This is a genomic window from Rhizobium sp. YAF28, assembly GCF_052113285.1.
Taxonomy (GTDB): Bacteria; Pseudomonadota; Alphaproteobacteria; order Rhizobiales; family Rhizobiaceae; genus Rhizobium.
In genome coordinates, this window is sequence record NZ_JBFRCX010000002.1 from 192,823 (window position 1) to 206,253 (window position 13,431).

Here is a 13,431-nt window from a genome sequence, read left to right on the forward strand (position 1 = left end):
GCAGTCTTGTTTCGGTAGTCCGCTCCAGCGCGGGCTACCATCCCACATTCCTAGAATTGCGTAATAACGCTGATGCCCGTGCCTTCGGCCTTGTCGAGCGTCATCAGCGCCGGCACTGCCTCTGCCAGGCTGATGCGCCGGCCGATCAGTTTCTGCGGCGCGATCTTGCCGGCGGCGAGCATCGAAAGCATGGCATCGTAGCGCCAAGCCTGCATGCCGTGGCTGCCGTAGATTTCCAGCTCATGGCCGATCACCTGCGCCATCGGGATCTGCGGCGTGGAATGCTCGCCGAGCATCAGCCCTACCTGCACATGCCGGCCGCGCCGGCGCAGGTTCTTGATCGAGTTGAAGCAGGTGACGGGGTGGCCGAGTGCGTCGATGGAGACATGCGCGCCACCCTTGGTGATTTCACGCACCGCTTCGGCCACATCGGCGACCGTGGAGGCATTGATCGTGGCGACGGCCCCGCATTCGCGTGCAAAGGCAAGCTTCTGCTCGGATATATCGACGGCAATAGCATTCGCGCCCAGCGCAGTCGCGATCATGATCGCCGAAAGCCCGACGCCGCCGCAGCCATGTACGGCAATCCATTCGCCGGGGCCGGTGCGCGCCTGATCGGCAACCGCGCGGAAGGAGGTGGCGAAGCGGCAGCCGAGGCTCGCTGCCGTGGCATCATCAACGCTCTCGGGCAGGTGCACCAGATTGGTATCGGCATAGTCGATGCCGACATATTCCGCGAAGGAACCCCAATGGGTGAAGCCCGGCTGGAACTGGTTGGGGCAAACCTGCTGGTTGCCCGAATGGCATTCACTGCAATGGCCGCAGCCGGAAACGAAGGGCACCGTCACACGGTCGCCGACCTTGAAGCGCACGACACCTCTGCCGGTCGCGACGATCTTGCCGGCAAGCTCGTGGCCCGGCACATGCGGCAGGTGGATATCCGGATCATGGCCCATCCAGCCGTGCCAGTCGCTGCGGCAAAGCCCGGTTGCGCCGACTTTGATGACCACACCGTCTTCCGTCGGCGTCGGGTCCGGCACGGTGCGGATATCAGGCGCCTGTTCGAAAGCTTCGTAATACATGGCTTTCATCTGTCTTCTCCTGGGCGGGATATGCGTGTCTTCATCCATGATGGCATGCGGCGAGGGTTTTCATCCAGTCGCCTTTCCATCATTTTCCTTTATGGACCCATCGTTTTAGAACCATGGCACGCGCATCAATATTTCAATCCTAGCGCACTATCGGGCATTTTATTGCTTCGATGTTTCAACCGTCAATTTGCGCTTGACCGCCCCCGACAGGGAGGATTTTGCTTTGCCGACTTCATGAGGAGAGCCGCAAATGCCCGTCGATACGTCACCCCGCACGACCACCTGGACCTATGTCGACGGAGAGTGGATTGCCGGCAACCCGCCGCTGATCGGGCCGACCTCCCATGCCATGTGGCTGGGCTCCACCGTCTTTGACGGCGCCCGCTGGTTCGATGGCATCGCGCCCGATCTCGACCTGCATTGCCAGCGTATCAACCGTTCCGCTGTCGCCATGGGCCTGAAGCCGGTGAAGACTGCTGAAGAGATCGAGGCGCTTGCCTGGGAAGGCGTGAAGAAATTCGACGGCAAGACTCCGATCTACATCAAGCCGATGTATTGGGGCGAGCATGGTTCGCCGGGCAGTGTCGTGGCCGTTGATGGCGAATCCACCCGCTTCGCGCTCTGCCTGTTCGAAGCCGCGATGGGCGGCCATGGCGGCTCTTCGCTGACCGTCTCGCCCTACCGCCGCCCCACGCCGGAAACCGCAATGACCGATGCCAAGGCAGGCGCGCTCTATCCGAACAGCGGCCGTGCGATTGCCGAAGCGAGAGGCCGCGGCTTCGACAATGCGCTGATGCGCGATATGAACGGTAATGTGGTCGAAACAGCTTCCTCGAACGTCTTCATGGTCAAGGACGGCGTCGTCTTCACACCGATTGCCAACCGTACCTTCCTCGCCGGCATCACGCGGCTGCGCGTCATCGGCTTGCTGCGCAAGGCCGGCTTCGACGTGCGCGAGGCGACACTTTCTGTCGAGGATTTCATGGGCGCCGACGAGATTTTCACGTCGGGCAACTATTCGAAGGTCGTCGGCGTCAACAGGCTCGACGGCCGCAATTTCCAGGAAGGTCCGATTACCCGCAAGGCGCTGGAGCTCTACATGAACTGGGCTTATGGGCGCGGGGGGAATGAGGAGTAGTGTGGCCGCTGCCTAGCGTCTCACCGCATAAAGCTCTACGCCATCCGTGAAGCCTTTTAATCTGTGGCTTCCCACTGACACGGCATCCTCAGGGCGCACCTCATTGAAAAAGTCCTGAGACATCAGCAAGGCCTCCCCAAGCTCACTGCACACGCCCTGAATGCGGCTGACGAGATTCACATCCCCGCCGATCAGCGTGAAATCCAGTCGCCGGCCGGAGCCGATATTGCCGTAGCTGACCTCGCCGTGATGCAGCGCGATGCCGGCCTTCGCGCCGATCCCGTCATAGTTGAAACCATCCAGCGCCTCGAGAATCGCCCGGGCAGCCGAAAGCGCTGCATTGCAGGTTCGGGTCGCATCATAGCCGGGGAAGAAGGCGAGCACCGCATCGCCCATGAACTTCAGCACTTCGCCGCCTTCTCGCGTGATCGCCGGAATGACGTGGTCGAAATAAGCGTTCAGCAACCCGAGCACGGTTTCGCCCGGCAAGCGGTTGGAGAGTTCGGTAAAGCCGCGCAGGTCGCAGAGCAGCAGGGCTGCCTGCATGGATTCGATCTCGCCCTGGCGGATGCGGCCGGAAAGGATACGGCTTGCCGTCAGCGGCCCGATATAGGTGTCGAGCAGGCTGAGCTCGACCTGGCGCAGAATGCGGAGTTCGCTGGTATTGCGCAGCGCCGGCACGATACGTTCGATCACCTGCATCTCCGAAGCGGTGAAGCCGCCCGGCCGTTTGGTGCCGAAGATGGCGGCACTGACTGGACCGTCGGCATTGCAGAGCGGCGCGATCATCAGCTGCACGAGGCCACGCCCGGCGAAGACGTCGATATGCTGCCAGCGGCCATGCGGGCTCTGGCCAGGGCCGACGACGAGCATTTCACGGCTTTCGAAAACCTTTTGCAGTGGCGTATTGGCAATGGCGAGCCGTGTGCCATGCTCGCGGTCATGGATTTCCACCGGTTCGCCCGGCGCCCAGGCGATGGTGCGGCCGATATATTCCGGGTGCAACGTCATCAGATGCAGCGTCAGCCGATCGACTGGAACACCGAGCGCCCGAAGGCGGCGCCCGAGGCCGGAGACGAGGCCGACCTCGTCGAGAGCATGACATTCGTCGCCGGTCAGCCATTCGATGAGGCCGAGCACCGCAGTCGTGTTGAGGCTATTGGCCGGTGCCCTGGTTTCAACGGCGTAGTCGATGTCGAGCAGGTTATTCACGAGTGTTCTCCTTCGCTGGGACGGTGCGCTCAGTGAGCGCCGCCGCCGGAGACCTGGCCGGTTTTTTTCAGAAGCAGGGAGGCGAGCAGAGCGATGACGAGGGCGACGCCGAGCAGGAAGAAAGTGTCGCTGAAGGCCATGATATTGGCCTGCTTGCGCAGCTTCAGTGCGATGGCGACGACCGCCTTGTGCGTGGCAATGGCCTGGTCGCTGACGCCGTGGCTCATGAAATAGCCCGTGAGCTTTGCGACGCGATCGCGGGTGGCTTCCTCGAAGACGGAGACCGAATTGGTCAGGATATTCGAGTGGAACTGCTCGCGCTTCGACAGGAAGGTCTGCAGCGAGGCGATACCGACGGCGCCGCCGAGATTGCGCATCATGTTGAAGAGGGCGGAAGCCGAACCGGCATTCTCCGGCTCGATACCTGCGGTGGCGATCGCCGACAGCGGCGTGAAGACGAGGGCCTGACCGACGGCACGCACGACATTCGGCCAGAAGAGCTGATCGCTCGCATAGTCGCCCGTCATATGAACGTTCATGAAGTTTGAGGCGGCGAAGAGAACGAAGCCGACGACGATCAGCAGGCGGATATCGAAGTGCTTCATCAGGCGCGGCACCAGCGGGATCAGCAGAAGCTGCGGGATGCCGGTCCAGGCAAGCACCAAGCCGATCTGCTCGGAATTATAGCCCTGGATACGGGTTAGGTAGATCGGCAGTACGAAGACGGAGCCATAGAGCGCGATACCCAGCAGGAAGTTCGCAAGGATGCCGAAGCCGAAGTTGCGGCGAGCAAACAGGCGCAGGTTCAAGAGCGGATGGGCGACTTTCAGCTCGATGATGAGGAAGAGCGTTAGCGAGACGGCGGCAATGATCGTGAGGCGGACGATGAAATCCGAGCCGAACCAGTCTTCCTTATTGCCTTCTTCCAGCACGGTCTGAAGTGCGGCAAGACCGATCGCCATGGTGATGATGCCGGGCCAGTCGCCCTTGGCGAGCAGGCCGAGATTCATCGGTGCACGATCGAGCGAAGCCCAGAGCATGCCGACCATCAGCGCGCCGGGCACGAGGTTGATATAGAAGATATATTCCCAGCCCCAGTTTTCGGTGAAATAGCCGCCGATGGTCGGGCCGATCGCCGGCGCGAAGGTGGCCGAAAGGGCAAAGAGCGCAAGACCGATCGGCTGCTTGGGCTTGGGCAGAAGCGTGATGATGATGGTGAAGGCCATCGGGATCAGCACGCCACCGGAAAAGCCCTGGATGGCCCGCAGAATGATCATCTGCTGCAGGTTGACCGCAAAGGCGCAGGCGACCGAGAAGACCAGGAAGAGCACTGCGTTGACCAGCAGGTAGTTGCGCACAGAGAAGACCCGGGCAAGCCATGCGCTGAGCGGAATGACGACGATCTCGGCGATGAGATACGAGGTCGAGATCCAGCCGCCATCGTCGGTGCCGGCGCCGATGGCGCCCTGAATGTCGGCCAGCGAAGCATTGACGATCTGGATGTTGAGGATCGCCATGAAGGCGCCGAGTGTGGAGCCGACGACGGCGGTCCACATGCGAAGCGGGCTCATGGCGGGTTTGACAGCGGGGACCGTCGCTGCGGCGGGGCGCGCGACCGAATTGCTGTTTGCGGCGATCTGAAGCGTAGCCATGACTTATCTCCTTCCGGCTCTGCGGAAAACTGTCTCATGACGCTTTTCGGGTGATAATTGAGAAAGGGATGGAAGGATCATCCAGCAGGAGTGGATAATCCTTCCTCCGCGGCCGCGGAGGTCTGAGCGGCCTTGGTATCGATATCGGGGATAACAGACATGCCCGAGCGCAGCAGGCCCGCAAGGCGTTCGTCATCGATGACGATCTTGACCGGGATGCGTTGGACGATCTTGGTGAAGTTGCCGGTGGCATTGTCGGGCGGCAACAGCGAGAATTCGAGACCGCTGGCCGGCGAGACGCTATCGACATGGCCCTTGATGGCAACATCCGGGAAGCTGTCGACCTTGATCTCCACCGTCTGGCCGGGGCGAACGAAGGTCAGCTGCGTTTCCTTGAAGTTGGCGACGACATAGACCGCATGCAGCGGCACGACCGCCATCAGCTGGGTGCCTGAGGTGACATACTGGCCGACGCGGATCGAGCGGGCGCCGACCGTGCCGTCAACGGCAGCGACTATATCCGTATAGGAGAGGTTCAGTTCGGCCTGGCCGGCGGCGGCAGCAGCGCGGTCGCGCTGGGCGAGCAGTTGCTCGCGCTGCGTCTGCAGCACCGGCACCTTGTTCTCGGCGGCAACGAGTGCCGCCTTATCGCGCTCGACAGCAGCGGCGGCCTGATCCTTCAGCGACTGGCTCTGTTCTGCACGGGATTGCGTGCCGGCGCCGTTGGTGATCAGCCGGCTGGCGCGGTTGGCATCGGACTGGGCGAAGGTCAGCGAGGCCTGCGATGCATCGAGCGTTGCGCGGGCCTGCGCAATGATCGACTGCTGCAGCGAGATCTGCGCATCGAGATTGGTGACGGCGGCCTCAGCAGCCTTCACATCGGCCTTGGCCTGTGAGAGGGCGGCCTGGAAATCGCGGTCGTCGATGCGGGCGAGAACCTGCCCGGCCTTGACGGTGTCATTGTCATTGACGAGGACCTGCCTGATATAGCCGGCGACCTTCGGGGCAACGGTCGTATAATCTGCCTTCACATAGGCATCATCGGTGGATTCGATGAAGCGGCCGACTGTCCAGTAGCGGTAGCCGAAATCGCCGGCGAAGGCGACACCAGCAAGCAGCGCTGCGGCGATGACGGCGCGCTTGATGAGCTTGCGGCCGGTCTTCCCAGGGGTCTCTACGACCGCGGCGGCGGCTGCAGCCATCGCTTCTGCAGCCGGTGCTGCAGCTTCTGCGGTGGGGGCGGTTCCGGCCTGCTGGACGTTCTTGAAAACTTCGTTGCGGGGCAGTTCGACCATTGTCCTTCTCCATTCGTCTCGGCTTCATCAGTGCGAAGCCCTGTTCGATGAGCGGAAGATGGACCCGGACATGCTTTCTGATAATCTGCTGTTTTCGGGAAGGATCATCAACTCTCAGCGGATAATCGAGGAATAATATGGATCGGCTGACCAGCCTCACAGTCTTCGGTCGGGTGGTGGAATGCGGCGGTTTTTCCGCTGCCGCGCGGCGCCTCAACATGTCCGTCACCATGGTGGGCAACCATGTGCAATCATTGGAAGATCGCCTCGGCGTACGGCTATTGAACCGCACCACGCGCAAGGTCAGCCTGACCGAAACCGGCAAATATTATTATGAGCGCTCGTCGCAGATCCTGGCCGATCTGGAAGAGGCGGACCGGGCTGCCGGGGCCTTGAGTTCGACGCCGCGCGGCACGCTGAGATTCTATACGAGCAGCGCCATCGTCCGCTTCCTGCTGCCGGTCATCAATGAGTTCATGACGCTCTATCCGGCGGTTCAGATCGATTTCAACATCGGCGAGCGATCGGTGGATATGATCGAAGACGGGTATGATCTGGTGATCCGCACGACGCCATCACCGGATTCGAGCCTCGTTGCGCGCAAGCTGACGCCCTGGCGGCATTTCCTCGTCTGCTCGCCGGACTATCTGAAGACCCACGCCATGCCGACGACACCGGCGGAGGTCGCCGGGCACAATTGCCTGCAGTATGCCTACTATCCCTTTGGCGAGGAATGGCGTTTCGAGGGTACCGAGGGACAGCCGGAAAGCGTCAAGGTGGGCGGCAGCATCATCTCCAACAGCGCCGAGACCCTGCGTTATCTGGTGCTGAACGGGCAGGGCATCTTCCTCGCACCAAGCTTCGTCGTCTTCGAGGATCTGGAGGCCGGCCGCCTGGTGCGAATGATGCCGGATTATCGCGGCGTCGAGATCCATATCAACGCCGTTTATCCGAACCGCAGCCACTTGCCGACTAAGGTGCGGCTGTTCCTCGACATGCTGGTGGACCGTTTCGCCGAACACCGAAAATGGATGGCATGAAAAGCGTCCGGCGGGACTGTTTATCTCACCGGGCGCCCTTACGGTCCTTGTCAGATGACTTTCAGCACGATCTTGCCCTTGCTATGCGGGCGTTTGCCTTCCAGCATCTCATGCGCCGCGATCGCCGCATCGAGCGGCAGCATATCGCCGACATTGGTTTCGAGCTGACCGGCATCGACCATCGCGGTGATTTCGCGGAGCTCCTTGGTCGTGACATTGACGAGGAAGAAGAAAGCTTCGATGCCCTGCGTTTTAGCTAGGTCCTGATCCGGCTGCGAAACGGCGGAAACAAGCTTGCCGCCGCGCTTCAGCACAGCAAAGGAGCGTGTCTGCGTCTCCCCGCCGGCAAGATCGATGACGGCATCGACCTCATGGGCAAAGTCCTCGAAACGCTGGCTGCGGAAGTCGACGGCGACATCGGCGCCGAGTCGCTTGACGGTCTCGATATCGCTTCCGCTTGCCGTGGCGATCACCTTCAGCCCGGCCTTGTGGGCGAACTGCACCGCATAGGCGCCGACATTGCCCGCCGCGCCATGAATGAGCACCGTCTGTCCAGCCGTCAGCCTAGCGTGGTCGAACAGCGCCTGCTTTGCGGTCACCGCGATGACGGGGATCGAGGCGGCTTCGACATGGCCGATGCTTGCCGGCTTCACGCCAATCATGCCGGCTGCGGCAATCGCATATTCGGCATAGGCGCCGATGAAGCGCGGATTGGTGACACCGTAGACCGCATCGCCGCGGGCTACATGGGTGACACCTTCGCCGACCGCTTCCACCGTGCCCGAGAGATCAGAGCCGAGCGTCAGCGGTAGCGGCTGGGGCAGGGCGCTGTTGCCCGAACGGATCCAGCCATCCCAGGGACCGACCCCGGCCGCATGCACCTTGATCAGAACCTCATCCTTGCCGGGCGCGGGGATCTCGACATCCTCGGCAATGATGGCTTCCGGCGGTCCGAATGCATGAACCCTGTAGGCTTTCATGGTCGTCTTTGTCTCGCTCTCGGTAATCGTGGTCATCTTCTGCTCCTTCGTGTGAACCGGCTCTCCGGTTTCGATGGAGTGAAGATGCCGCCATCGAAGACTTTCGATAATCCCTGCTGTTCGGGAACGATTATCAAGCATCAGAGGATAATCCGGTCCGGCCGCGCGTTCTGCCGGACCGACATTTTATCACGGCCGGACCGGCGAGCCGACATATCCGGCAGACTGGATATAGGCGATGGGCGCAAAGAAGTTGCCGCGGGCATTGAAGGCCATCAGCCCTTCCTCGCTCAACGCCGCCCGCACGGCCGGGCGGGCTGCGACACGCTTCATGAAGGCAGGAAGGGCGGGAAAACGATCGAGATCGATTTCGATCCAAGGCGACCAGTTGAGGCAGACGAAGAGATAGGCATCCGCGACCGTGAAATTCTCGCCGGTGAGATAGGGACCGGCAAGGCGTCCATTGATCCAGTCGAGGCGTTTGTTCACGACCGTGCGCATCGCCTCATGTGCGGTGGCGTAATCGGCATTGAAGAGCATTGCCATCGGCTTGTGCAGTTCCGACGTGATGAAATTCAGCAGGGATTGCACCTGATTGCGGCCAAAGTCGCCGATCTCGGGCAGCATCCTTCTGCCCTCAGGCGCGCTATCGGCAAGAAGCTGCACGATCGCCGGCCCCTCCATCAGCACCTTGCCATCGTCGAGCATCAGCGCCGGCACATAGCCGTTGCCGTTGATGGCGAGATAGTCCTCGCCGTTGCTGGTGCGATGCGTCTTTCGATCGACCGTGATGAGCTCGATATCGATATCCAGTTCCCGGCAGACGATATGCGGCGAAAGCGAACAGGCGGCCGCGTGCATATAGAGTTTCATAGGTTCCTCCTTCTGCGGCAGCGTGAAACCGCCTGCATCAATTCGTTGGACATTTGTACTATTTCGCATAAAATTCCTGTGGTCAATTATTTTATGCGAAATGGTACAAAATGAACGAGAAGAAGCGCGGCCGCCCGAGGGCCTTCGATGCGAAGGTGACATTGGAAAAGGCGAGGGAGGTGTTCTGGGATCGCGGTTTTGCCGGCACGTCGCTGGACACACTGAGCGCCGCTACCCAGCTCAACCGCCCGAGCCTCTATGGTGCCTTCGGCGATAAGGAAGATCTCTATCTCGATACCCTTGAGGGCTACCGCGCCGAAAGCATGGACGTGCTGGCAGATGCGCTCGACCCATCGCTGCCCCTGCGTCAAAACCTCGCGCGTGTCTATCAACGTGCGCTGGCCATCTATCTACACGGGGAAACCGCCGCACGTGGCTGCTTCCTCATCGGCACAGCAACAGCCGAGGCGATCCAGCATGAGCGGGTCCGGGAAATATTGAGCCGCAGCCTCGACGATTTCGACGGGGAGATCGAAAAACGCATGAAGCTCGCGATAGAACGGGGCGAATTGCCCGACCGAAGCGATCCTCACACGCTTGCAAGGCTCGCTTCCGCCGTCATGCATTCGCTTGCAGTCCGTGCGCGGGCCGGCGATAGCCGCGAAACGCTCGAGGCCCTGGCACAGTCCGGAGTGGACATGATCTGCGGCAAAGCCTGAGGCTCAGGCCTGCTCTTCCTTGGTGCGCACTAGCCATGTGAAGGCCGCGCCCGCGAGCAGGAGGACGCTGGTACCGAGAAAGACCGCCGGCATGCCGATATGCCCGCCGACGAAGCCGCCGAGAACGGGCCCGGCGACCTGGCCCACATATTGCGAGGAGATGGACAGGCCGAGAATGCTGCCGGCAGCACTATCGGGCACACTATGCCGGATGACGGCAGTAATGCAGGGCAGGAGCCCGCCAAGCGCCAGGCCCATCAGGAAACGCAGAGCAATCAGCTGCCAGGAGCCGGTGACGAAGGCCTGCGGAATGAGCAGCAGTCCGGCAACCGCGAGCGCGCCGGCAATGACCGGCCAGTGGCCGATCCGGTCGGCAAGCTTGCCGAGCCGCGAGGCCGACAGAATGCTGCCGAGCGCCGCCGCCGACATGACGATGCCGGCCACCATCGTCACCTGACCCTGATCGGGCACCAGTTGCGCCACATAGACGGTGATGATCGGCTCGATCGACATATTGGCGAGCATCAGCAGCAGCCCGGTCGCAAGCATGGCGACCACCGGCCCCTTGTCGGGAATGGATTTCCAGCCGCCGGATGCCTTGGCCGCCTGTTTGCGGGCCGCCGATTTCTCCTCCTTGATGAGGAAGGTGGTGGCGAGGAAGGCGAAGAAGATCATGCCGCCGGCTGCGAGAAACGTGCCGCGGATGCCGATGATGGGCGGCAGCGCCCCACCGATCAGCGGGCCGACGAGATTGCCGGCCATGATGCCGGATGAGAGCACGCCGAGCGCCCAGGCGGAGCGGTCCTTTGGCGTCTGTGTCGCCACCAGCACCATCGAGCCGGAGGCGTAACCGCCCGCCAGGCCGACGAAGAGGCGCAGCGCCACCAGCTGCCAGACGCTGCCGGCCATGCCCATCAGCGAGATGGCGATGGTCATGCCGAGGCTGGCGCGCACCAGCATCAGCTTGCGACCGTAGATGTCGCCCAGCCGGCCCCAGAGCGGCGCCACGCAGGCGGCGGCAAAGAAGGTCGCGCCATAGGCAATGCCCGACCACTGTACGATCGCCGCATGATCACTCACGCCAAGCTCCTCCACGTAAAGCGGAAGGAAAGGAAGCAGCAGCGTCATCGCCACGATGGTCGTGAACGAGCCAAGCAGCGAGATGACAAGATTGCGTTTCCAGTAGGCGGAGCCAGGCGCCACCTTTGCGGCGTCCCATTGAGTGTCGGTCATTGCGGATCTTCTTCGGTACAGTCTGGCCGTGGCCAAGATGAAGCGATCCTCACTTTACGCACCGCCCTGAGGGCTGCCAAGGACGGATTCCGGCCGATCCGACCTGCCGTCATCAGGAAAAACGCATCGAAAGCCACGATTTTGCCTCTAACTGATTGCAATATGCAATCAGAATTACAAGGGAGGAACAATCATGGATCACAGGGACGAAAGCCGTGCGCAGATGCTGCGCGCGCTCTATGCAGCCTATCTGGATCGCCGGAAGGATATCGTCGGCGCTATGCTGACGGAGAACTTCACCTTTTCCAGCCCGCAGGATAATCATATCGACCGCGCAACTTATTTCGCGCGCTGTTGGCCGAACGAGCCGCAGCTGAACGCCTTCGATATCGAGTTCCTGGCGGTCCGTGGCGATGAGGCCGTCGTCCGCTACCGGGCCGAAATGACTGATGGCAAAGCCTTCCGCAATATCGAAAGCTTCCGCTTCGATCGCGACCGCATAGCATCCGTCGATGTCTATTTCGGCCGCAACACCGCTTAGAAAAACCGTATCGCCGATGTCGTGATGATGATGATCGAAACCGCAATCATCAGCGGTTTCACCGGTAGCCGCTTGACGAGGATCGCTCCGAAGGGCGCGGCGATCACGCCGCCGATGATAAGGCCAACCGCTGAGCCGAGTTCCGACCAGCCAAGCGTCAGCACGAAGGTAATCGAGATGATCAGCGTCACCGCGAATTCGGTGAAATTGGTCGAGCCGATCACCCGCTTCGGATCGTGGCCGCGGCCGACAAGCGAGCTGGTGACGATCGGTCCCCATCCGCCGCCGCCGATCGCATCCAGCACGCCGCCGCAAAGTCCGACGGGCGGCACCATCCAGTCGCGGACATCGCGCTTCGGCATCGGGTGGAAGGCTTTCCAGAGGATCACGAGACCGATGGCGATCAGATAGGCCGAAACGAAGGGCTCAATGACCTTGCCATCGACATTGGCAAGCAGAAAGGCGCCGGCCGCCCCGCCGATCATGCCGGCGGGTGCGAGCCGCGCCACGAGCTTCCAGTCGACATTGCGGTGCCAGGCATGGGAAATGCCCGATGCGGCCGTCGTGAACATCTCCGTCACATGCGTCATCGCGCTGGCATTGGCGACCGGCACGCCGAGCGCCAGCAGGCTGGTCGTCGAGAGCACGCCGAAGGCCATGCCGAGCGCGCCATCGACGATCTGAGCGCAGAAACCGACGATGATGAATAGGAAGAAATCCGTGGTCATGAAGATCCCTGGTGAGCAAAAGCTCGACTGAAAACACGCCTAACGCATGTCGCGCAAAGCTGTGCAGCGGCTTTGCGATTACGACATGCAGAGAACAAAGACCTAAAGCGTGGCAGCGAATCTGAAAGATCGCGACACGCTTTGAGGGTGAAAAAAGTTCCGTTTCAAGCGTCAAGAGCGCTCCGTTTGAGGCGGATGACCTTGAAGAAGCCCTTCGGGAAAACCGGCAATATTTCAATGGCATCGAAACCGCTCGCTCGCGCCCAGTCGATGATCCGGCTGATCCGGAAGGAGGAGCTCCAGCCGATGCGCCGGGCAAGCGGCGCCACGGCCTCCTCGATCGCGCCCTGCAGGCCGGCGCCGTCGCCGAGCTTGCTGGCCAGAATGATTTCGCCACCTGGCCGCAGAACACGGGCGCATTCATCGAGCGCCCGTTCCGGCTCGGGGATGAGCGTGATGACGAAAGGCAGGCAGACAGCATCGAAAGACTGGTCTTCGAAGGTCAGCGCGTGCGCGTCCATCACCTGCAATTGCCGGATATGGAAGAGCTTCTGTCTTACGACCTTTTCCCGCGCCCTGGCGATCATATGCTCGGAAATGTCGATGCCCGTCACCCGGGATCGCCGAGGGTAGTGGGAGAGCACCAGCCCGGTGCCGACGCCTATTTCCAGAATGTCCGTACCGGCGTCAGCGGCAAGCCGCGCCAGCGTGCGATGCCCGTCGCGCAGGAGACCGCGATAGACCTGATCATAGACCGGTGCCCAGCGCTGATAGATCTTCTGCTGGTCTTCCGCCTGATTTTGAACTTGTCCCCGATTTTGAACTTGTCCCATGAGAGCGCCTCCTCCAGACCCTGCCTTCAAACTCGTAAAGGCAGGCTCCGGTTCCGGCGACACGACAGAGGAGTTGTCAGATGTGCTGCTTTCGCC

General features: G+C 61.5%; 13 protein-coding genes. 4 read left to right on the plus strand and 9 right to left on the minus strand.

From position 1 onward, the window contains the following. Nucleotides 1-50 precede the first annotated feature (50 nt). Entirely contained in the window at nucleotides 51-1,091 is a 1,041-nt protein-coding gene (locus tag AB4Z13_RS05210; RefSeq protein ID WP_439014350.1) for a zinc-dependent alcohol dehydrogenase family protein, read from the minus strand. A gap of 250 nt (nucleotides 1,092-1,341) precedes the next feature. On the opposite strand from AB4Z13_RS05210, the gene AB4Z13_RS05215 reads away from it, so the two are divergent. Continuing rightward, nucleotides 1,342-2,229: a branched-chain amino acid aminotransferase gene (locus AB4Z13_RS05215; RefSeq protein ID WP_439014351.1), complete on the plus strand. Its 888-nt coding sequence runs from the start codon at nucleotides 1,342-1,344 to the stop codon at nucleotides 2,227-2,229. Between the two features lie 12 nt (nucleotides 2,230-2,241). Here AB4Z13_RS05215 and AB4Z13_RS05220 read toward each other — a convergent pair whose 3' ends face one another. The 3 genes from AB4Z13_RS05220 to AB4Z13_RS05230 form a co-directional block, all read right to left on the minus strand. Further along, complete coding sequence (locus tag AB4Z13_RS05220; RefSeq protein ID WP_439017180.1) at nucleotides 2,242-3,423, minus strand: adenylate/guanylate cyclase domain-containing protein; 1,182 nt, start codon at nucleotides 3,421-3,423, stop codon at nucleotides 2,242-2,244. A 47-nt stretch (nucleotides 3,424-3,470) separates the two neighbouring features. After that, entirely contained in the window at nucleotides 3,471-5,093 is a 1,623-nt protein-coding gene (locus AB4Z13_RS05225; protein WP_439014352.1) for an MDR family MFS transporter, read from the minus strand. A 77-nt stretch (nucleotides 5,094-5,170) separates the two neighbouring features. Beyond that, nucleotides 5,171-6,388 (minus strand): HlyD family secretion protein, encoded by a 1,218-nt coding sequence (locus tag AB4Z13_RS05230; RefSeq protein WP_439014353.1) that lies wholly within the window; start codon nucleotides 6,386-6,388, stop codon nucleotides 5,171-5,173. A 137-nt stretch (nucleotides 6,389-6,525) separates the two neighbouring features. Here AB4Z13_RS05230 and AB4Z13_RS05235 point away from each other — a divergent pair, with 137 nt between their 5' ends. Further along, complete coding sequence (locus AB4Z13_RS05235) at nucleotides 6,526-7,428, plus strand: LysR family transcriptional regulator (protein WP_439014354.1); 903 nt, start codon at nucleotides 6,526-6,528, stop codon at nucleotides 7,426-7,428. A 50-nt stretch (nucleotides 7,429-7,478) separates the two neighbouring features. On the opposite strand, the gene AB4Z13_RS05240 is transcribed toward AB4Z13_RS05235, so the two are convergent. Together AB4Z13_RS05240 and AB4Z13_RS05245 are read right to left on the minus strand one after the other, a co-directional pair. After that, nucleotides 7,479-8,444, minus strand: a complete 966-nt coding sequence (locus tag AB4Z13_RS05240; RefSeq protein ID WP_439014355.1) for an NADP-dependent oxidoreductase — start codon at nucleotides 8,442-8,444, stop codon at nucleotides 7,479-7,481. 153 nt (nucleotides 8,445-8,597) lie between these two features. Continuing rightward, nucleotides 8,598-9,281 carry a glutathione binding-like protein gene (locus AB4Z13_RS05245; protein ID WP_439014356.1) on the minus strand — a complete coding sequence of 228 codons (684 nt, stop codon included), beginning with the start codon at nucleotides 9,279-9,281 and terminating at the stop codon, nucleotides 8,598-8,600. 110 nt (nucleotides 9,282-9,391) lie between these two features. Here AB4Z13_RS05245 and AB4Z13_RS05250 point away from each other — a divergent pair, with 110 nt between their 5' ends. Further along, nucleotides 9,392-10,000: a TetR/AcrR family transcriptional regulator gene (locus AB4Z13_RS05250; protein ID WP_439014357.1), complete on the plus strand. Its 609-nt coding sequence runs from the start codon at nucleotides 9,392-9,394 to the stop codon at nucleotides 9,998-10,000. Between the two features lie 3 nt (nucleotides 10,001-10,003). On the opposite strand, the gene AB4Z13_RS05255 is transcribed toward AB4Z13_RS05250, so the two are convergent. Continuing rightward, the gene (locus AB4Z13_RS05255) at nucleotides 10,004-11,233 is read right to left on the minus strand and encodes an MFS transporter (RefSeq protein WP_439014358.1); all 1,230 of its coding nucleotides are present in this window, start codon (nucleotides 11,231-11,233) and stop codon (nucleotides 10,004-10,006) included. A 193-nt stretch (nucleotides 11,234-11,426) separates the two neighbouring features. Between AB4Z13_RS05255 and AB4Z13_RS05260 the strand changes: the two genes are divergently transcribed. Then, nucleotides 11,427-11,774: a nuclear transport factor 2 family protein gene (locus AB4Z13_RS05260; protein WP_439014359.1), complete on the plus strand. Its 348-nt coding sequence runs from the start codon at nucleotides 11,427-11,429 to the stop codon at nucleotides 11,772-11,774. Here the strand turns inward: AB4Z13_RS05260 and AB4Z13_RS05265 are convergent. Together AB4Z13_RS05265 and AB4Z13_RS05270 are read right to left on the minus strand one after the other, a co-directional pair. Next, entirely contained in the window at nucleotides 11,771-12,502 is a 732-nt protein-coding gene (locus AB4Z13_RS05265; RefSeq protein ID WP_439014360.1) for a sulfite exporter TauE/SafE family protein, read from the minus strand. The genes AB4Z13_RS05260 and AB4Z13_RS05265 overlap by 4 nt on opposite strands. Before the next feature lie 164 nt (nucleotides 12,503-12,666). After that, a complete protein-coding gene (locus tag AB4Z13_RS05270) occupies nucleotides 12,667-13,335 on the minus strand; it encodes a class I SAM-dependent methyltransferase (RefSeq protein WP_439014361.1) in 669 nt (222 codons plus the stop codon). Between the last annotated feature and the right edge of the window lie 96 nt (nucleotides 13,336-13,431).

What these genes read in the sequence shown, in the direction of transcription:
- AB4Z13_RS05210 (WP_439014350.1), bottom strand. Translation starts at nt 1,091, where the DNA reads ATGAAAGCCATGTATTACGAAGCTTTCGAACAGGCGCCTGATATCCGC.
- AB4Z13_RS05215 (WP_439014351.1), top strand. Translation starts at nt 1,342, where the DNA reads ATGCCCGTCGATACGTCACCCCGCACGACCACCTGGACCTATGTCGAC.
- AB4Z13_RS05225 (WP_439014352.1), bottom strand. Translation starts at nt 5,093, where the DNA reads ATGGCTACGCTTCAGATCGCCGCAAACAGCAATTCGGTCGCGCGCCCC.
- AB4Z13_RS05230 (WP_439014353.1), bottom strand. Translation starts at nt 6,388, where the DNA reads ATGGTCGAACTGCCCCGCAACGAAGTTTTCAAGAACGTCCAGCAGGCC.
- AB4Z13_RS05235 (WP_439014354.1), top strand. Translation starts at nt 6,526, where the DNA reads ATGGATCGGCTGACCAGCCTCACAGTCTTCGGTCGGGTGGTGGAATGC.
- AB4Z13_RS05240 (WP_439014355.1), bottom strand. Translation starts at nt 8,444, where the DNA reads ATGACCACGATTACCGAGAGCGAGACAAAGACGACCATGAAAGCCTAC.
- AB4Z13_RS05245 (WP_439014356.1), bottom strand. Translation starts at nt 9,281, where the DNA reads ATGAAACTCTATATGCACGCGGCCGCCTGTTCGCTTTCGCCGCATATC.
- AB4Z13_RS05250 (WP_439014357.1), top strand. Translation starts at nt 9,392, where the DNA reads ATGAACGAGAAGAAGCGCGGCCGCCCGAGGGCCTTCGATGCGAAGGTG.
- AB4Z13_RS05255 (WP_439014358.1), bottom strand. Translation starts at nt 11,233, where the DNA reads ATGACCGACACTCAATGGGACGCCGCAAAGGTGGCGCCTGGCTCCGCC.
- AB4Z13_RS05260 (WP_439014359.1), top strand. Translation starts at nt 11,427, where the DNA reads ATGGATCACAGGGACGAAAGCCGTGCGCAGATGCTGCGCGCGCTCTAT.
- AB4Z13_RS05265 (WP_439014360.1), bottom strand. Translation starts at nt 12,502, where the DNA reads ATGACCACGGATTTCTTCCTATTCATCATCGTCGGTTTCTGCGCTCAG.
- AB4Z13_RS05270 (WP_439014361.1), bottom strand. Translation starts at nt 13,335, where the DNA reads ATGGGACAAGTTCAAAATCGGGGACAAGTTCAAAATCAGGCGGAAGAC.